The sequence below is a fragment of the Stenotrophomonas sp. 01N47 genome (assembly GCF_056399165.1).
Genome location: NZ_JBFTQU010000001.1, coordinates 296429 through 314508 on the forward strand (window position 1 = coordinate 296429; position 18080 = coordinate 314508).

19 protein-coding genes are annotated in these 18080 nt (G+C 66.9%); 6 read left to right on the forward strand and 13 right to left on the reverse strand.

The features are described from left to right. Positions 1-86: 86 nt before the first annotated feature. Positions 87-956 (forward strand): L1 family subclass B3 metallo-beta-lactamase, encoded by an 870-nt coding sequence (blaL1, locus tag AC1DKR_RS01325; RefSeq protein ID WP_478030571.1) that lies wholly within the window; start codon positions 87-89, stop codon positions 954-956. Positions 957-998: 42 nt separating this feature from the next. Here blaL1 and AC1DKR_RS01330 read toward each other — a convergent pair whose 3' ends face one another. Further along, positions 999-1559 carry a DUF411 domain-containing protein gene (locus AC1DKR_RS01330; protein ID WP_478030573.1) on the reverse strand — a complete coding sequence of 187 codons (561 nt, stop codon included), beginning with the start codon at positions 1557-1559 and terminating at the stop codon, positions 999-1001. A 117-nt stretch (positions 1560-1676) separates the two neighbouring features. Beyond that, entirely contained in the window at positions 1677-2057 is a 381-nt protein-coding gene (locus AC1DKR_RS01335; RefSeq protein ID WP_478030575.1) for a CopL family metal-binding regulatory protein, read from the reverse strand. Positions 2058-2110: 53 nt separating this feature from the next. On the opposite strand from AC1DKR_RS01335, the gene AC1DKR_RS01340 reads away from it, so the two are divergent. Next, a complete protein-coding gene (locus tag AC1DKR_RS01340; protein WP_478030577.1) occupies positions 2111-2545 on the forward strand; it encodes a hypothetical protein in 435 nt (144 codons plus the stop codon). A gap of 9 nt (positions 2546-2554) precedes the next feature. Here AC1DKR_RS01340 and AC1DKR_RS01345 read toward each other — a convergent pair whose 3' ends face one another. Further along, positions 2555-4840, reverse strand: coding sequence for an FdhF/YdeP family oxidoreductase (locus AC1DKR_RS01345; protein WP_478030580.1), 2286 nt, complete (start codon positions 4838-4840; stop codon positions 2555-2557). A gap of 212 nt (positions 4841-5052) precedes the next feature. On the opposite strand from AC1DKR_RS01345, the gene fdhD reads away from it, so the two are divergent. Beyond that, the gene (gene fdhD, locus AC1DKR_RS01350; protein ID WP_478030582.1) at positions 5053-5910 is read left to right on the forward strand and encodes a formate dehydrogenase accessory sulfurtransferase FdhD; all 858 of its coding nucleotides are present in this window, start codon (positions 5053-5055) and stop codon (positions 5908-5910) included. 28 nt (positions 5911-5938) lie between these two features. Here fdhD and AC1DKR_RS01355 read toward each other — a convergent pair whose 3' ends face one another. The 8 genes from AC1DKR_RS01355 to AC1DKR_RS01390 form a co-directional block, all read right to left on the reverse strand. Continuing rightward, positions 5939-6499: a TetR/AcrR family transcriptional regulator gene (locus AC1DKR_RS01355; RefSeq protein ID WP_478030584.1), complete on the reverse strand. Its 561-nt coding sequence runs from the start codon at positions 6497-6499 to the stop codon at positions 5939-5941. Between the two features lie 4 nt (positions 6500-6503). Then, complete coding sequence (locus AC1DKR_RS01360; protein WP_312965941.1) at positions 6504-8036, reverse strand: MFS transporter; 1533 nt, start codon at positions 8034-8036, stop codon at positions 6504-6506. A 125-nt stretch (positions 8037-8161) separates the two neighbouring features. Then, a complete protein-coding gene (locus AC1DKR_RS01365; protein ID WP_478030586.1) occupies positions 8162-8917 on the reverse strand; it encodes a hypothetical protein in 756 nt (251 codons plus the stop codon). Positions 8918-8927: 10 nt separating this feature from the next. Continuing rightward, entirely contained in the window at positions 8928-9554 is a 627-nt protein-coding gene (locus AC1DKR_RS01370) for a DUF3299 domain-containing protein (protein ID WP_478030588.1), read from the reverse strand. Further along, positions 9544-10059, reverse strand: a complete 516-nt coding sequence (locus AC1DKR_RS01375) for a DUF3299 domain-containing protein (protein WP_189914692.1) — start codon at positions 10057-10059, stop codon at positions 9544-9546. The genes AC1DKR_RS01370 and AC1DKR_RS01375 overlap by 11 nt, the downstream gene beginning before the upstream one ends. 35 nt (positions 10060-10094) lie before the next feature. After that, positions 10095-11348: an ABC transporter permease gene (locus AC1DKR_RS01380; RefSeq protein ID WP_478030590.1), complete on the reverse strand. Its 1254-nt coding sequence runs from the start codon at positions 11346-11348 to the stop codon at positions 10095-10097. Further along, a complete protein-coding gene (locus tag AC1DKR_RS01385; RefSeq protein WP_394195562.1) occupies positions 11341-12036 on the reverse strand; it encodes an ATP-binding cassette domain-containing protein in 696 nt (231 codons plus the stop codon). The genes AC1DKR_RS01380 and AC1DKR_RS01385 overlap by 8 nt, the downstream gene beginning before the upstream one ends. Beyond that, the gene (locus AC1DKR_RS01390; RefSeq protein WP_478030593.1) at positions 12033-12566 is read right to left on the reverse strand and encodes a ZrgA family zinc uptake protein; all 534 of its coding nucleotides are present in this window, start codon (positions 12564-12566) and stop codon (positions 12033-12035) included. Before AC1DKR_RS01390 ends, AC1DKR_RS01385 begins: the two co-directional genes overlap by 4 nt. A 32-nt stretch (positions 12567-12598) precedes the next feature. Between AC1DKR_RS01390 and AC1DKR_RS01395 the strand changes: the two genes are divergently transcribed. Continuing rightward, positions 12599-13075, forward strand: a complete 477-nt coding sequence (locus AC1DKR_RS01395) for a MerC domain-containing protein (protein ID WP_478030596.1) — start codon at positions 12599-12601, stop codon at positions 13073-13075. A gap of 7 nt (positions 13076-13082) precedes the next feature. On the opposite strand, the gene AC1DKR_RS01400 is transcribed toward AC1DKR_RS01395, so the two are convergent. Continuing rightward, positions 13083-15272: a TonB-dependent receptor gene (locus tag AC1DKR_RS01400; protein WP_478030598.1), complete on the reverse strand. Its 2190-nt coding sequence runs from the start codon at positions 15270-15272 to the stop codon at positions 13083-13085. 123 nt (positions 15273-15395) lie between these two features. Between AC1DKR_RS01400 and AC1DKR_RS01405 the strand changes: the two genes are divergently transcribed. After that, positions 15396-16313, forward strand: coding sequence for a helix-turn-helix transcriptional regulator (locus AC1DKR_RS01405; protein ID WP_478030600.1), 918 nt, complete (start codon positions 15396-15398; stop codon positions 16311-16313). On the opposite strand, the gene AC1DKR_RS01410 is transcribed toward AC1DKR_RS01405, so the two are convergent. Beyond that, a complete protein-coding gene (locus tag AC1DKR_RS01410) occupies positions 16255-17157 on the reverse strand; it encodes a LysR substrate-binding domain-containing protein (RefSeq protein ID WP_336028794.1) in 903 nt (300 codons plus the stop codon). The genes AC1DKR_RS01405 and AC1DKR_RS01410 overlap by 59 nt on opposite strands. A 112-nt stretch (positions 17158-17269) precedes the next feature. Here AC1DKR_RS01410 and dkgB point away from each other — a divergent pair, with 112 nt between their 5' ends. Beyond that, on the forward strand, positions 17270-18073 hold the full coding sequence (gene dkgB, locus AC1DKR_RS01415) for a 2,5-didehydrogluconate reductase DkgB (RefSeq protein WP_478030602.1): 804 nt from the start codon (positions 17270-17272) through the stop codon (positions 18071-18073). Positions 18074-18080 lie beyond the last annotated feature (7 nt).

The following is an 18080-nucleotide window of genomic DNA, read 5'->3' on the forward strand; positions in this document are numbered from 1 at the left end:
CGCCTTATGGGTGCCATGAATTCTATGCGTGACGCGACGAAGGAGGCCCATGCTAGTTTCTGAGCCTCCTTCATCGGTGTCCTCCCATGCGCCTGCAGACCCTCGCCATCACGCTCGCTGCCCTGCTTCCCGCTGCGGCTTCTGCCGCCGAGCCGACGCTTCCACAGCTGCGTGCCTACACCGTGGATGCGTCTTGGCTGCAGCCGATGGCGCCGCTGCAGATTGCCGACCACACCTGGCAGATCGGCACCGAAGACCTGACCGCGCTGCTGGTGCAGACGCCGCAGGGCGCGGTACTGCTCGACGGCGGCATGCCGCAGATGGCCGACCACTTGCTGAGCAACATGAAGCTGCGCGGCGTTGCGCCGCAGGGTCTGCACCTGATCCTGCTCAGCCATGCCCACGCCGATCACGCCGGCCCGGTTGCAGCGCTCAAGCGCAGTACCGGTGCGCAGATCGTCGCAAATGCCGAATCCGCGGTGCTGCTGGCACGTGGCGGCAGCAACGACCTGCACTTCGGCGACGACATCATCTATCCGCCGGCAACCGCGGACAGGATCATCATGGACGGCGAGGTAGTCTCGCTCGGTGGCGTCGACTTCACCGCGCACTTCGTGCCCGGCCATACCCCGGGCAGCACCGCCTGGACCTGGACCGACACCCGGGGCGGCAAGCCGGTGCGCATGGTCTACGCCGACAGCCTGAGTGCGCCGGGCTATCAGCTGCAGGCCAACCCGCGTTACCCGCACTTGATCGAGGACTATCGCCGCAGCTTCGCCACGGTGCGCTCTCTGCCCTGCGACATCCTGCTGACCCCGCATCCCGGTGCCAGCGGCTGGAACTATAGTGCGGGTGCATCGGCGGGAGCCAAGGCAATGACCTGCCAGGACTACGCCGACACGGCCGAACGCAATTTCGACGCGCAGTTGAAGAAGCAACGCGAAAAGCAGCGTTGACCAGGCGCGGCGGCGATCCGCCGCCGCGCCCGCTGAACCTTGTCAGCCGCCCTGCCCATGCCGTGCGAAGGGCTCGGTGCTGCCGTCGGTGCGCACCAGCTCTGCGGTATACGGCTGCACATGGCCATCAGGCATTTCCATGCCCGGAGATCCGGCCGGCATGCCTGGCAGCACCAGGCCACGCGCCGTCGGCCGTTCCGTCAGCAGGCGCTTGATGTCGCTGGCCGGAATATGGCCTTCCACCACGTAGCCATCGATCTCAGCCGTATGACAGGACGCCTTGCCGGCCGGTACGCCGAGGCGCTGCTTGACCGGATGCATGTCATCGGTGTCGCGTATCTCAACCGGGAAGCCGGCAGCCTTCAGGTGGTCGGCCCACACGCCACAGCAACCACAACTGGCCGTCTTGTGAACGATGGCCAGCGGCAGTTCGGGATCGATCGTCGGCCCAGCCGCGACCGCGACCGCGACCGCGACCGCGACCGCCGAGGCAGTTTCGGTGGCGGCTGCGGGCGAGGACACGGCTTCTTCGGAGGCGCGCGCGCAGGCGCTGCCCAGCAGAACGGTGGTAAGCAACAGGCTCAGGGAAAGCGTGCGGTTCATGTGTCAGGTTGTCCTTTGCAATCGCAGGCGCGAGCGCCTGCCATCCACGCGACGGATGCGCGTGGGTCAAGTAGATGAGGGGTACTGCAGGACGGCAGGTACGCAACCTGCGCGCGATCAGGCGATCGGCGGACGAATCAGGTGAGGCAGCGCAGGCGCGGGATGAGCCGGCGGCAGCGCGTCGCCGGGCACTGCACGCAGCGGCCATGCAGCAAGGCTTGCCGCCGACGGCAGCATGGCCACAGTCGCCGGCACGCACTCGCAATCCTCGCTGCTGCACGCGGCTGCGTTCCGTTCATCGCAGCAGGCGGGCGCGGCAGAGATCGCAGTGTTGGCGCTCTCGTGGGGCGCACCGCAATGACCATCGCCGGCCTGACCGTTGACCCCGCCCGAGGCAAGCGCCAACGCCGGTGCATTCAGCACCAGGGTCAGAAGCAGCATCAGTCGCAGCAGCAGGCCGGATTTATCCACGGGCTGATGATAGCCGACGCACGACATGCCCGTCGCCGCTGCCGGATGTCATCATGGAGGACGTTCATTGGAGCTTTTCCATGCCTGCCCGCTGCGCCTCTGCTGCCCTCCTGCTGTCTTCGTTGCTGAGCCTTCCGGCCATGGCAGGCGGACGCCAATGGACCGTGCTGTCCAGCGGCGATGCTGACGACACCCATGAGCGCTGGCAGGTGAGCGCGACGCGGTTGCATACACTGCCCATCTTCGACCCGGCACGCGCCGAGCCGCCGCTGTCAGTGCACCAGGCGACGGCGGCAGCGCTGGCCCACGCACGCCAGCGTTATCCCAGCGATGACTTCGTGGTCTCCGAGGTCAGCCTGCAGCGCTTCACCGCCGGCGCGGCGCCGCCTGCCGAAGACGCAGCGCGCGGCTGGGTGTACCTGGTCAGCCTCGACTACAACGCCAAGGGCTGGACCCAGATGGTGCCGGTGCTGCTGGATGGCAGCATCGTGCTGAGCGACAACGAGCAATTGTAGGATCGGCGCCTACGCGGGCACGTCGACCTGCGCGCGCATCCGTACCGGAATGGATTTCGCCGCTGGCGTACCGCTGATCCGATCGTAGTAGTCCAGCGGCAGCAGGGGGTTGAGCTCCGGGTAGTAGCCCGCCAGCGCCCCGCGCGGCATCGGGTAGTCAAGCACGGTCAGGCCTTCGATTCGCCGCGTCACGCCGTCGTCGCTGATCGTTTCCAGGCTTACCAGGGCTTCCTTGCCGAGCCCGCGCGCCAGACGGTCCTCGATGTTCATGAACACCACCATGCGGTCGTTGTACACGCCACGGTAGCGGTCGTTGTAGCTGTAGATGGTGGTGTTGTACTGGTCGTGCGAACGCACCGTGGCCAGCCGCAGCATCTCCGGGTCATCGACTACCGTGTTCACTTCCAGGCCCGGCATGACGAGGATGTTGGCCTTGCCGTTCGGCGTCGGCCACACGCGCCGGCGCGGCGGAATATCCAGGTGGAAGCCGTGCAGTGCCTGGATGCGTTCGTTGAAGCCTGCGTAGATGTCCGGGTAAACGGCGGCGATCAGGTCGCGGATCGGGCCGTAATCATGCATGTACGCGGCCCAGTCAACCTTGCTGTCCGGCAACGCCGCCATCGCCATGCGGCAGACGATCTCCACCTCCGGCAGCACGTGCTCGCTGGCCGGCTCCAGCACGCCGCGCGACGCCGTCACGTTGGACATCGCATCTTCGATGGTGACGAACTGCTCGCCCTTCGGCGTGCGGATCCACTCCGAGCGCGCCACCACCGGCAGGATCAGCGCGTCGCGACCGTGCACTAGATGCCCCCGGTTGAGCTTGGTGGCGATGCCCACGGTCAGTTCAAGTTTGCGCATGGCCTGGTAGGCGCGCTCGGTATCGGGCACGGCATGGATGAAGTTGCCGCCCATGCCGATGAACACCTTGGCGCTGCCATCGAGCATCGCCGCGATCGACTCGACCACATGGTGGCCGTGCTCGCGCGGCGGATCGAAACCAAACACCTGCTGCACGCGATCCAGGTAGCGCGCCGTCGGCTTCTCGTCGATGCCGACGGTGCGGTCGCCCTGCACGTTGGAATGGCCACGGATCGGACCGATACCCGCGCCCGGCTTGCCGAAATTACCGCGCAGCAACAACAGGTTGGCCACCTGCTGCAGCAGCCGCGACCCCTGCTGGTGCTGGGTCAGGCCCATGCCATAGCAGATGACCGTCGCCTGCGAACGGATGTAGATCTCCGCGCAGCGCCGGATCTGTTCCTGCGCGATGCCCGACACCCGCACGATCTCATCCCAGTCCTGCGCCAGCACGTCCTCGCGCAGCGCCTCCAGGCCAACGGTGTGTTCGGCCAGGAAGGCATGATCCAGCACCTGCTCACCCTGGGCCTCGCGCTCGAACATCACCTTCATCATGCCCTTGATCAGCGCCAGGTCGCCGCCGATACGGACGTGCACGAACTCGCTGGTGATCTCGGTGGAACCGAACGTGGCCATCTGCACCACGTCCTGCGGTTCGGTGAAGCGGATCAGGGCACGCTCCGGCATCGGGTTGACCGCCACGATCGGCACGCCGCGTTTGCGCGCTTCCACCAGGTTGCTCATCATCCGCGGCGAGTTGGTGCCGGTGTTCTGGCCCATCACGAAGATCGCCTCGGCGTGTTCGAAGTCGTCCAGCACGATGGTGCCCTTGCCCACGCCGATCGCCGGTGGCAAGCCACGGCTGGTCGGCTCGTGGCACATGTTCGAGCAGTCCGGGAAGTTGTTGGTACCGAACTCGCGCACGAAGATCGAATACAGGAACGCCGCCTCGTTGGGCGTGCGGCCGGAGGTGTAGAACTCGGCCTGGTCAGGGTTGTCCAGCGCCTGCAGATGACGGCCGATCAGCGCGAACGCCTCGTCCCATTCGCAGGGCACGTAGTGATCGGTGGCGGCGTCGTAGCGCATCGGCTCGGTCAGCCGGCCCTGCTGCTCCAACCAGTAGTCGGTCTGCGCCATCAGCTCGGTGACGGTGTGCTGGGCGAACAGCTCACGGGTCACCCGGTGCTGGGTCGCTTCCCAGGCCAGGGCCTTGGCACCGTTCTCGCAGAATTCCAGCTTCTTGCGGTGGTCGGCATCGGGGAACGCGCAGCTGGGGCATTTGAATCCGCCCGGCTGGTTCATCGCCAGCAGCGCCTTGGATCCTTTGCCGATCACGCTCTGCTGCAGCAGCACCTTGGCGGTCGCACCGGCGGCCCCCCAGCCGCCTGCCGGTTGGTTGTAAGGCTTGTAACGCGGCGGCTTCTGTTCGGACATGGTCGGGAACCTGCGTTGGTGGAGTGCCTGCCTGCAGTGCCGGGACCACGCCCGGCTGCCGTGGCCAGTCAAGCACACCGGCAACCCCAGCGCCATGGCCCGGCCCGGGTACAGCAGGCTGCCATGGCAACGGTTACCGCCGCGTCTTCACTGGATGGCTGCGCTATCCTCCGGGCGTAGCCTGCCCTTCTGCTTTACCCAGGATGTGCCGCATGCCCGGATCGACGTTGCCTTCGCCCCCGCCCGCCGGCACGGCCCTGCGCACGCTGCAACGCTGGCGCAGCACGGGGCAGGAGCAACGGGTCGATACGATCGCCGAAGAAGTACCGGTGGCGATGCGTTACAACGGCGCGGCCTTCTCGGTGATGATGGCCACGCCATGCGACCTGGAGGATTTCGCGCTGGGCTTCTCGCTCAGCGAAGGGTTGATCGAGCGTCCTGACCAGTTGCTGTCCATCCAGGTGCAGCCACAACTGGAGGGCATCGAGCTGAATATGAGCGTGTCCGCCGACGCCCCCGGCGCCGCACTGGATCCTGACAACGGGCGCCTGCTGCCGGGTCGCGGCGGCTGTGGGTTATGCGGTGCACGCCAGCTGGAGGACGTGCTGCGTCCGCTGCCTCCGGTAAAGGACCGCCGTACGTATCAGACGGCTGCACTGCAGCGGGCATTGGCTGGGCTGGCCCTACGCCAGCCGATGAATGCTGCCAGTGGTTCGACCCATGCAGCGGCCTGGGCCGATGCCAGTGGCCGCATCGGCTGGGTGCGCGAAGACGTCGGCCGCCACAATGCGCTGGACAAGCTGATCGGTGCACTGCACCACAACGAACACAGCATCGATGGCGGCCTGCTGGTGGTATCCAGCCGTGCCAGCTACGAAATGGTCAGCAAGGCCGCGCGCGCCGGTGCCAGCGTACTGGCCGCCGTCTCGGCCCCCACTGCGCTCGCCATCGATCTGGCCCGCAGTGCCGGCCTGTGCCTGGTGGGCTTCGCCCGCGAAGAAGGCTTCAACGTGTATACCCACCCGGAGCGGCTGCAGGGGTATGGCCTGCACGGGCATCCGCCTGCCTGACGGGCGCCCTCAGCGGATGGACTGGCTGCTACGCCTTGCGAGACCGCTCGGGAGAGAGCAGCCCGCCGATCCGTTCGGTCACCTGCGCGCGCACGTTCTCGTCCAGCTGGCCTTCGTACATGGCCTCGTAGATCCACAGGCCATCGGCGGCCAGCCGTGCCACGAAATTATCCAGCGCTGCCGGGTCGTCGCAGCCGGCGGCCGGTGGCGAAGGCGCCCAGCGCTGCACCACCGGTGCCCACGGCCGCTCACTGGGGAATTCGGGGTCCACCGAGTCCAGCATGAACATCAGCTCGGCACGGGTGGCACTCTGCGCCGAAACGCGCACGAAGGTCTGGTAGCGCTCCAGCGCAGTGGCCTCGCCGGCCGACTTGCCCAGCAGCGCCTCCATCGATGCTTCCCAGCTCTGCACCAGGTGCTCGTCGATGCCGCGCAGCAACGCTTCGCGCGAAGGAAAGTGGTACAGCAGGCCGCCACGGGTCAACTGCGCCTCGGCCGCCACCGATTCAAAGGTGACCGCACGCACGCCGTCGCGGTTGATCACGCTGACGGCGGCGTCGAGGATGCGCTCGCGCTTGCTGGTTCTCATGCCGTTATTTTACGCGATCGGCGGCGCCGTCGCGGCCACCGGCGCGTCCACGCAGCAGGCGCGCGATGATCACCGCGCCGGCCGCCAGCACCGCACTGATCACCAGCAGCACGATCTGGTAACCGCGATCGTAGGCCGCGGTGGCCAGCGCGAACCACTCGCCCTGCCCCACCTCACGCGCCACGTGCAGCGCCTGGGTGAAGCCCTCGCGCGCGGCGGCGGGAATACCCGCCGACTCCGGCAGGAAAGCGCCGTACATCGCAGCGCTCAGGCTGCCCAGCAGCGCGACGGCCAGCAGGCCGCCGAACTCGTAGGACACTTCCTCCACCGACGAGGCCATGCCCGCACGATGCGGCGGCACGTTGTTGAGGATGGCGGTGGACGCCACCGAGATGGCAGCACCCATGCCGAAGCCGGTGATCGCCATGCCGGCCACCACCCAGCCCAGCCCATGCGGGAAGCCCAGCGCCACCACGCCCACACCTACCGCACCGGCCGCAAGGCCACCGCAGATCAGTGGCCGCAGGCCGACGCGATGCAGCACGCTGCCGCCCAGCAACGCGCTGGGCAGGCTGCCCAGCGCCGCCACCGATACCAGCAGGCCGGCCTGCAACGGGCTGAGGCCGGCCACCAGCTGGAAACGCTGGGTGGTGAGCAGCTGCAGCCCGGCCATCGCAAACAGGGTGAACACCGCCGACAGGGTGCCGGCAAGGAAGGCCGGATTACGGAAGATGGCGAAATCCAGCAGCGGATACGGCAACTGCTGCTGGCGGCGGCTGAAGGCGATGCCGGAGATGACCGCCAGCAGCAGCGAGACCGCTCCCACGCTGTACGAGGGCGGCGTGGCGATCAGTGACTTGATCGCCAGTACCAGGCCCGACAGCGCGGCCAGTGCCAGCAGCGAGGACAGCAGGTCCCATGGGCGGGTGCTGTCGCGCTGCCCTTCCGGTGCCAGCAACAGGGTCGCGATGAAGGCGACCACCACCACCGGCACGTTGATGAGGAACACCGAGCCCCACCAGAAGTGCTGCAGCAGCAAGCCACCGATGATCGGCCCCAGCGCCGCACCGACGATGGCCACCGAACCCCAGATCGCGATGGCGATGTTGCGCTCGCGTTCTTCATGGAAGCTGAGCCCGATCAAGGCCAGCGTGGCCGGCATCATCGCCGCCGCACCCACGGCGAGGAAGGCGCGCGCTGCGATCAGCTGCCCTGCGGTTGCAGAGAACGCCGCTGCCAACGAGGCGATGCCGAACACCACCAGTCCGACCAGGAACATCCGGCGATGGCCGATGCGGTCGCCCAGGGTGCCCGCCCCCAGCAGCAGGCCGGCCATCACCAGCGGGTAGGCGTTGATGATCCACAGCGCCTGCCCGGCACTGGCCGAGAGCTCCTCGGTCAGGGTCGGCAGCGCGGTATACAGCACCGAGTTGTCCAGCGTGACCAGCAGCAGGCCGGCGGCGACGGTGAACAGCAGCGACCAGCGTCGGGCGCGCGACAGGGACGGAGCACCGTCCAAGGGCTGGGAGAGAGCCATGGGAACCTGGATGGGGAAGGAGTACGCCCATAACTATACAGGATGTCCTGTATAGTTATGAATGTCCCAGCGAAAGCCATTCAGCTGCCGGGAGGCGCAATGCTCCCTGCCTCATAACCCTGGGCCTACCTGCACTCCGCAGGCAATGCAGCGACCGCCTGCACTATCGGGTCCTGCATGGCGCGTCCCACCGCGGCATCCAGCTCGCCACGCAGATGGCCGTGCTGCCGCTGCATCTCCTCTTCGCACAGCGCCCGCACCCGGGCGCGGGCGTTGCTGCGCAGCGTGCTGCAGCGCCAATCGACCCCTCCCAGCGGCAGCACTGAATAGACCACGCTGTTGCAGGCGTTGCCGGCGCGTTCCGCCAGCGGACGCCCGCCGAAGTCACGCGGCACACTGCTGCGCTGCAGATCAAAGTAGCTGTCCGGGAAGGTGCGCGCGTACTGTTCGATGTCCACCTCGATAGTGCCGCCTTCGCCTGCCGGCACGCGCAGTGGCTGACCGCAGCCGGTGGCGTCGGCGCGGTGTTGGATGTACTGGTAGATCGGTCGGTCCAGGCTCGCATCCTGCGCGGTCACCGCGCTGACCGCCGCCAGCACCGGCAGCGAAGCACGGTTGGCCATGCGCGCCAGCACTCCCGCCTGCGCGGGTTCGCAGCGGTCGCGCAGCGTCGCCACCAGCAGGAACAGCAGGTCATCACGAAAGGCCTTGTTGGCAGCCAGGTGATGTTCGATGCGTACCTGCGCTTCCGCCACTGGTGCGGGAAATGCAACGGCCGGTGGCGAGGGCGCGTGCGTTGCGTTCCACAGCAGCGCCACCCCGCTCCCGGCCAGCAGCACCACAATCAGCAGCGCGACGGTGCGTGCGCGGAGCCTCGTCATCGGGTGCTCGTCATTGGCTGATCGCGGAAAGCGTCGCTGCGGCAGCGTCATAGGACGCGCTGGCGATATCCGCCTCGAAATGCTTCACCTGCAGGCGCCCGGACAGCCGGTAGGGATCCCACAGCGCGCCCATCGTGATGGGGGTGGCCAGGGTCACATGGATGATCTGGTTCGGCGGTGGCGGTGGCACGTGGATGCACGCGCCATAGAACGGCACGAACAGCAGTTCGTCCACCTGCCCGGCATCGTTCATCGCCAGCGGCACCACATAGCCATCCAGGTCCAGCGTCCGGCCATCCACGCCATCGACCACCGCCGACGAGCCGAACTGCTGCGCGCGCAGAGGGCTGGAATGATCGATGGTCTGCCCCGGCAGCGACCCCGAACCGGTGTCGTCGATCAAGCCTCCTACCCCGTCCATGCCGTTGCCACGCGACAGCCCGATCTGCGGCGGTGGACGCTGGAAGCTGTCCTCCTCGGGCATCAGCGCGTTCCAGCGGTCGATCACTGCAGACGGCGCCGCTGGCGAAGCTGCAGCGTTGCTGGCCTGTGGCGGGGTCTCCACGGCGGGCCGGCCACAGCTGGTCAGCATTACACCGGCAAGCACACAGCCAAGCAGCTTCGCGCTACGGTTCATAAGGCCTCAGTTCGGCGTCGGCCATGCTGTATGCCGAGCCGGCAAGATCATCGTCCACCCGCTCGGCGCGCAGCACGCCGGCCAGGAAGAACGGCGAGTACATGTCGGGCATGGCGATCGGCCGCGGCAGCACCACATGCACGATCTGGTTCGGTGGCGGCGGCGGCACGTGGATGCACGCGCCGTAGTACGGCACGAACAGGAATTCGACCAGTCGGCCATCTGCCGCATTGGCCAGGGGCACGACGTAGCCCGGCAACCGCACTGCGCGATCCAGTACCGCGTCCACCGTACGGAACGTACCGAACTGGGCCATGCGCCGGTTGCCGTTGTGCTGCACCTCCGGCCCCTCACCGCGCTCGAGTGCTGCCAGTTCATCGCTGGGCAGCATCTGCAGCCAGTCCAGTTCCTGCTCGCTTTGCGTGCCAGCATTGCTCTGTACCGGCGACGGCGGCAGTGCCTGCACACCGGTATCGGTCGGCCGCGTGCAGGCAACCAGCAGCATTGCCGCAGCCAGCAGCAACCAGCGCACGCCCGCGCTCACGACGCAGGCGCCAGGCCATCGGCCAGGGTGCGCCGGTAGGCCAGCAGCGCAGGCAGCAAGCCGGCAACCGCGCTGATCAGCAGCACGCCGCCCACCCAGGCCAGTTCGCGCGCGTCCGGCCAGACGTGGGTGATCGACAGACCGAAATTGGCCAGCGCCCAGCTGCGCCCGGCCGCGCTGGCACAGGTCAGCACCGCCAGCGCCAACGCGCAGGCCATTGCTGCAGTGGCCACGGCCTCAACGACCAGCAGGCAGGCCACATAGGCCGGGCGCGCACCGGTGGCGCGCAGCACCGCCATCTCACGACGGCGCTCCTGCAGCGTCGATACCAGCAGCGCCATCAGTGACACCATGCCCAGCAGCACCACCATCGCACTGATCAGCTGCAGCGCGCGCTCGGCAGTGCCCAGCGACTGCCATAGCTGCTGCAACGTCACGCCGGGCAGGATCGCCTGCAGTGCTTCGTCTGGATACTCATTGATGCTGCGCTGCACGCCGAAGGTGGCGATGCGCGAGTTCAGCCCGAGCATGAAGGCGGTGATGCTGGTCGGGGTCAGGTCAAGCTGCCGTGCCTGTTCTGCGCTGACATGCTGGCTGCGCAGCTGCACGCCGGAGCGCCAATCGACATGGATCGCTTCGATCGCCGGCAGTGACACCAGCACGGACGAATCCACCGGCGTGCCGGTACGCTCCAGGATGCCGACCACGCGGAACGGCTTGTCGGCATGCGTGGCCAGCGTTACTACACCGGTGCCATGGGCCAGCACGATCTCAGTGCCCAGGCCGATGTGCGCGGCCTGCGCGACTTCAGCGCCGACCACCGCGTCATACAGGTCGTCGAACGGCTGGCCCTGCGCGAATGCCAGCGCATGCCCTGTGCCATGCCGGTAATGTTCGAAATAACCGGCGGTGGTGCCGATCACCCGATAGCCACGCCAGGAATCGCCCAGCGACAGCGGCACCGCCCATTTCACCTGCGGCAGCGCGGACAGTTCCTGGTAGGACTGCCAGGACACGTTGTTGGTCGGGTCGCCGATGTGGAAGACCGAGTACAGCAGCAGGTTCACCGGCCCCGAGCGTGCGCCCACGATCAGGTCCGTACCCGAGACGGTGCTGGCAAAGCCTTCGTGGGCCTGCGTGCGGATGCGCTCCACGCCCAGCAGCAGGACCACGCTCAGGGTGATGACCAGCACGGTCAAGCTCACGCTCAAGGCGCGGCTGCGCAGGCTGGCCCAGGCCAACTCAAACATGTGCACCCCCTGCCCGGTTCAGATCACCCAGCGACAACACCTGGTCGAACAACGGCTGCAGGCGATCATCGTGGCTGACCACCAGCGCGGTGGTGCCAGCGGCGCGGCACTGCGCGGACATCAGCTGCACGAACGCCGTGGCCGCTTCGGGGTCCAGCGCCGAGGTCGGTTCGTCGGCCAGTAGTACCGCCGGGCGACCGATCAAGGCACGGGCAGCGGCAACGCGCTGCTGCTGGCCGACGCTGAGCGTGCCTGCCGCGCGCGGCATCAGTGCCGGATCGAGCTGCAGCGCACGCAGCAGGCGTGCGATTTCCGCGTCCAGCCCACCTTCAATGCGCGCGTTGCGCAATGGCGAAAAGCGCACGCCCAGGGCGATGTTGTTGCGCACGCTCAGGAATGGCAGCAGGTTGAACTGCTGGAAGATCACGCCCAGCTGGTCGGCACGAAAGCGATCGCGCGCGGCAGCACCGAGCGTGTTCACCCCATGGCCGGCAACCCGGATGCTGCCGCTGGCTGGCAGCAGAATACCCGCCAACAGGCCCAGCAGTGTGCTCTTGCCCGAGCCGCTGGTCCCGCGCAGCAGCACGCTGCTGCCTGCGCGCACCTGCAGCTGTGCGATGTCCAGCACCGCACGCCCTGCGTAGCCGAACTGCACACCCTGCAGGTCGATGATGGCATCGTCGTTCATGGCGCCAGCGGCACCCGCAGGCTGTCAGCAGTAACCACGCTGCGGCCTTGCCCGGTCGATGTTGCGGTGTTGACGATCACCTCGTGCAGCCCCGGAAACAGCGTAGGCAGCGGCAATGCCAGCCCGCGCAGTGCTGCCGGGTTGGCGCAGTGGTAGCGCAGTGCGGCGGTGAATCCGGCATGCGTGTGCTGGCCGGGCTGCGTTGCCACCGCCACTGGCGCAAAGCCCTCCGCAGTCGCCGCGGCATGGTCCAGCCGGCACTGTGCAGCACTCGGCAAGGTGACCCAGCTGCCGCTCTGCAGGATCGATCGCGCCCGCGCCAATGCGGCCTGTTCGCGGCTGTCGGCAGGTGGTCGTTCGAAATCGAGGATGCCGATGCCCGGTGCACGCAGTGCCAGTTCCAGCGTTCCCTGGTCCACGGCCAGATCGACATCGGCCTGGCCATGGACATGTACCTCGTGATGGCGCACGTCGTGGGCATTCGCAGAATGGGCAGCAAGCAGCAGTAGAAGGGCGGCAGAACGTTTCATGGGGAGGCTCCGTATTGTTACTATGTAACATTATGGACCACATCCCGACCTCGCCCGCAAGGGCCCGCACCCAGCCGCCAGCTTCGGCACGCTGGCATCCCCACTTCGATCTGGCAGGCGCCTGGCTGTCGCTGGCTTGTGCCGCGCATTGCGTGGCCCTGCCCTTGCTGCTGGCCTTCACGCCCGCAGCGATGATGGCACTGCGCTCGTTCCAGCATCCCGGCCACGCGGCGATGACCGCGCTGCTGGTGATGTCGCGCTGGGAATGGCTGTTCGCGCTGCTGGCCTCGACGATCGCCCTGCTCAGCACCGCTGCCGGCAAGCGCCGCCATCAACGGGCACTGCCGCTGTGCGTCGCCCTTGCAGGCGCGATCCTGCTGCTGTCCGCCTCGCTGTACCTGCCGTTGAAGGAATCGCTGCTCTGGCATGGCGCTGCCACCGCCTGCGGTGGGGTGATGCTGGCCATCGCACATCTGCGCAACCGGCGGGCCCTGCGGTCCGCCGGCTGATGACCCTTCAGAACCGGTAGCCGACCTCGGCACCGACAATGCGCGGGCTGTCCACCGGCCCGTAGTAGTTGCCATCGCGGCCGAAGGCCAGGTTGTCGAAGATCAGGCCGTTGATGCGGCGCTTGTCGGTCAGGTTCTGCACGAACACGCGCGTGCTCCACGGGCCCTGCTCGTAACCCAGTTGCACGCCCAGCACGGCCACGGCCGGCTGGAACGCGCGGTTGCGCTCGTCCAGCGCGCTGGAACCGGTGAACTGCGATTCCACCCGGGCATAGATGCCGGAATCGAACTGATACCGCGCCGCCAGGTAGCCGGTGTAGTGCGGCGTCAGCTTGACCCGCTTGCCGTTCAGGTTCTCCTGCGGGCTCACCCACAGCTTGGTGTACGTCGCATCGACATAGCCGACATTGGCCATCACCGTGAACCCGGGCGCGACTTCAAACACGCCTTCCAGCTCTGCACCACGCGAGCGTATCGAGGCATCCGAGCCCACGTAGTCGGAGGAGATCGGCCGGCCGTTGGCATCGGTGGCCACCTGGATTTCCTGCCAGTTGTCCGAGCTGATATGGAACAGCGCGCCGCCGATATGGCCACGGCCGCCCGCCAGGTTCATCTTGAAGCCCACTTCATGGCTCCACATGCGTTCGGATTCGTAGCGGAGCACCTTGTCGTTGATCACATCGCTCTGCGCGGCGGCCAGGTTGAAGCCACCGGGGATGTAGCCCTTGGCCGAGGCCGCATAGAACGAGAGGTCATCACTGGCGTCATAGCGCAGCGAGACGCGCGGCAACGTCGCCGAGAACGTATGCGCCAGGGCGGCGTCGCGGTAGCGCACCAGGCCCCCCGCACCCAGGTCGAGGAATCCGGCACGCTGCTCGGTGGAACGGCGGGCCTGCTCGTGGCGGATGCCGAGGCTGGCAGTCAGCTTCGGCAGTGCCGGCAGCGTGTAGCTGGCGGTCGCGAAAACACTGTAGTCCTCACCCTTGGAGGTCTGCCGCGGCGCCAGGTTGTAACTGTCCAGCCCGCGCAGCGCCGGGCCGACGAAGGTGCCCTGGATCGAATCCTTGTCGATGCGATAGGTTGACACACCGGCCATCCAGGTCAGCGCCTGATCGCTGGGCGAGCTGAAGCGCGCCTCGGCGTTCCAGGCATTCTTCTTGTCGTAGATGTAGCCGGCCAGCGCCGAGCTGGCGGTCATGTCGAAGTCGTAGCCGGCCGAGGTGGTTTCCTCGCTGCGGTACGAGGCGGCGACATCCAGGGTGCCGGACTGCAGTTGCCACTGCGCGCTGAGGCCGGCAACGGTCTCGTCCTTTTCGGTGCGCTTGGGCGCATCGTTGATATAGGTGAAATCACCTGCATGGCGGCCACCATTGAGGCGGTCGCCATAGGTGCGGTTGTACAGGCCGGTATCCAGCGGCAGGTACTCGTACTCGAACATGCCCGGTGCGCGCGTGCGCAGGTGATAGGCCAAGGCGTTGACGGTCACGTAATCGCTGGGCCGCCAGCGAAGTTTGCCCTGCAGGTAGCCCTCTTTCACTTCGCCGCGCGCGCCGTACGGGGTCAGGTTCTTGAGGTGGGCATCTTCATCGGACCCCATGAACGCCACCGAGCCCGACAGCGTGCCGTCCTTGCTCAGCGGGCCTGCCAGGAAGCCATCCACGGCCGTACCGTTGCCGTTGCCGAACCAGGTGCTGCGCAGGTTCACCTCACCCTCGCGGGTGTCGGCCGGCCCGCGCGTGCGCACCAGCACCAGCCCCGATTCGCTGTTGGCGCCGTACAGGGTGCCCTGCGGCCCCCGCAGCACCTCGACCGATTCCACCTGGTTGAGTACCGCATTGCTCAGCTCGCGGAACGGAATGCCATCGATGTAGACCGACGCGCGGTTGACCAGGAAAGGATTGGATTCGATGCCGCGGATGGAAATGAACATGTTGCTCAGCTGGCCCATCACGTTGAACTTCACATTGGGGGCCAGCTTGTCCAGGTCACGGAACTCGGTGACACCGGCTTCCTTCAGTGCCTGCCGATCAAGCACGGTCACCGACAGGTCACTCTTCAGGTAGGGCGTGTCGCGCTTGGAGCCGGTGACCACCACCCCATCAAGAGTGGTGGCATCGGCGGACTGCGCGTGGGCAGGAACAACAGGAACCAGCAACGACGCTGCGACAAGGGCAACGGAGGATACGGGGGATTTCAAGGTAGACCTCATGAGGAACGGAAACGCGCTTGGCGGGCCAGCTGACGCAAACTGTTATCCTGTAACATTCCGCATCCGCCGCCACTCCATTGCAGTCAGTGCTGCTCCATTCCTGGACCTGCCATGCCCGCCCTCGCCGACCAGTTGCACCGGGAAGCCACCCTGCCCAGTGATGGCACCGTCACCAGCGAGGATGGCTCGATCGTTCTGCTGCGCCATGGCTTCCAGGCCAGCGAAGGCCCCATGGGGAACCCGCACCAGCTGCGGCTGGGCCTGGCGCTGGCCGGTGGCGGCAACCTGTATCAACGCACCACTGCCGGGGTCCTGCAGGCGCCGTGGCATCCGGGCCAGTTCAACGTGGTACTGCCCGGCGATCATGGACACTACGCCAGCCCAGCGGTGGAGCTGCTGGGAATGGCCATCGATACCGCGCAGTGGCGTGATGCGCCTGGCGGCTTCCCGGACATCCACGCCCTTTCCCTGCGGCTGCATCGCGACCCGGTCATCGCTTCCGTACTGCACGCGCTGTGGTCCAGCGCGCAGGCTGACGCCAGCGTGCCCGGCTTCCTGCAGTACGGCGCAGAAGTCGTGGTGCGGCGATTGGCGCAGCTTGCCGGCCAACCGCCCGCCCGGCCGCGGATGGCTGCACCGCTGTCATCGCGGCAACTGCGCCAGCTGCAGGACTTCATCGATGAACACCGTTCCCAGCCGCTGGATGTCGCAGCGCTGGCAGACGTACTCGGCATGGAACCGACCACTTTCAGCCGCGCCCTGCGCGCCGCTACCGGCATGCCACCGTATGCCTACCTGACCCAGCGCCGGATGCACTGGGCGCAGTACGCGCTGTCCAAGGGGCAGCGCGTCACCGAGGTCGCGCTTGCCTGCGGCTACGCCAATCCCAGCAAGTTCGCGGCGGCCTTCCAGCGCGTGGCCGGTTGCACGCCCAGCACCTGGGCCGCGCAAGGCACCGGCCGCCAGGACGCTATTCGTCGAACGGGCGTTGACCCAGCGTCTGCGTCACGTGGTCGACGAAACAGGTGATGCGCGCGGCCAGCGCGGTGTTGCGGTAGTACACCGCGTTGATCGGCTGGCGCACCTCCTGGGTCTGCTTGGCGAACAGCTGTACCAGGCGCCCTTCGCGCCGGTCCTGGCGGGTCAGGAAATCGGACAGGCAGGCGATGCCCAGCCCGTTCACCGCCATCTGCCGCAGCGTTTCTCCGCTGGAAGATGCAATGGCCGGCTGGATCACCAATGGACCGCCATCGGCGTCGGTCAGCGGCCACTCGTTGAGTGAACCCGGGTGGGTGAAACCCAGCAGCGTGTGCGCGCGCAGTTGCGCGATTCGGGTGGGCGTACCGTACTGCCGCAGGTACTCCGGGCTGGCGACCACGCGGATGCGGCTGTGGCCGATCGGCCGCGCATGCAGGGTGGAATCGCGCAGCACGCCGATGCGGAACGCCACGTCGGTGCGCTTCTCGATCAGGTCGGTGATGCCCTCGTTGGAGTTCAGCTCCAACTGCACCTGCGGATAGCGCTCGCGGAAGCCGGCCAGCAGCGGCACGATCACGTGCAGCATGAACGGCGTGGCCGCATCCACCCGCAACCGCCCTACCGGTTGTTGCCGGCGCGCCGCCATCTGTTCCTCGGCTTCGTCCACCGTGGCCAGGATCGTGCGCGCGTATTCCAGGAACGCCGCGCCCTCTTCGGTCAGCTCCAGCCGTCGCGTGGTCCGCCGCAGCAGCGTGGTCTGCAGCTTGTCCTCCAAGCGCGCCAGGGTGCGGCTGGTGGCCGAGATGGTCAGTCCCAGCACCTCGGCGGCGGCGGTGATCGAGCCGCTGTCGACCACGGCGACAAACGCCTTCAGCTCATCCAGGGTGGTTTTCATTCTTTACCTCGGCGCAAAAGCATTTCCCGTATACACGGCTTAATCTGCAAATGTAAAGCGACCAGACTGGCCCCCATCGGAGCACACCGCTCCCTACCCAGCTGGAGTTCCCATGAGCCTTCCTTCCTTTGGCGTCGGCACGTTCCGCCTGACCGGCCAGACCGTCATCGATTCAGTGCGCAACGCCCTCGAGCTCGGCTATCGCGCCATCGACACCGCGCAGATCTACGGCAATGAAGCCGAGGTCGGCCAGGCCATCGCCGAATCCGGTGTACCGCGCGACGAACTGTTCATCACCACCAAGATCTGGGTCGACAACCATGCCGCCGACAGACTGCTGCCGAGCCTGCGCGAGAGCCTGGCCAAGCTGCGCACCGACCATGTCGACCTGCTGCTGATCCACTGGCCGGCACCGGGCAGCGCGGTCGCGCTGCGCGAGTACATGACCGCACTGGCCGAAGCAAAGACGCTGGGCCTGACCCGGCAGATCGGCGTATCCAACTTCAACATCGAACTGACCCGCCAGGCCATCGCCGTAGTTGGCCAGGGCCAGATCGCCACCAACCAGATCGAGCTCAGCCCCTATCTGCAGAACCCGGCATTGACTGCTTTCCTGCAGCAAGAGGGCATCGCGGTGACCTCCTACATGACCCTGGCCTACGGCAAGGTACTGAAGGACCCGGTGCTGGCCACCATCGCCGACAAGCACCAGGCCACGGTGGCCCAGGTCGCACTGGCCTGGGCGCTGCAGCTGGGTTACGCCGTCATTCCGTCCTCGACCAAGCGCGAAAACCTGGCCAGCAACCTGCTTGCCCGCGAGCTGCAGCTGGATGCCGAAGACATGGCTGCGATCGCCGCACTCGAGCGCAACGGCCGCGAAGTCGACCCGCCGGGCCTGGCGCCTGCCTGGGACTGAGGAGCAC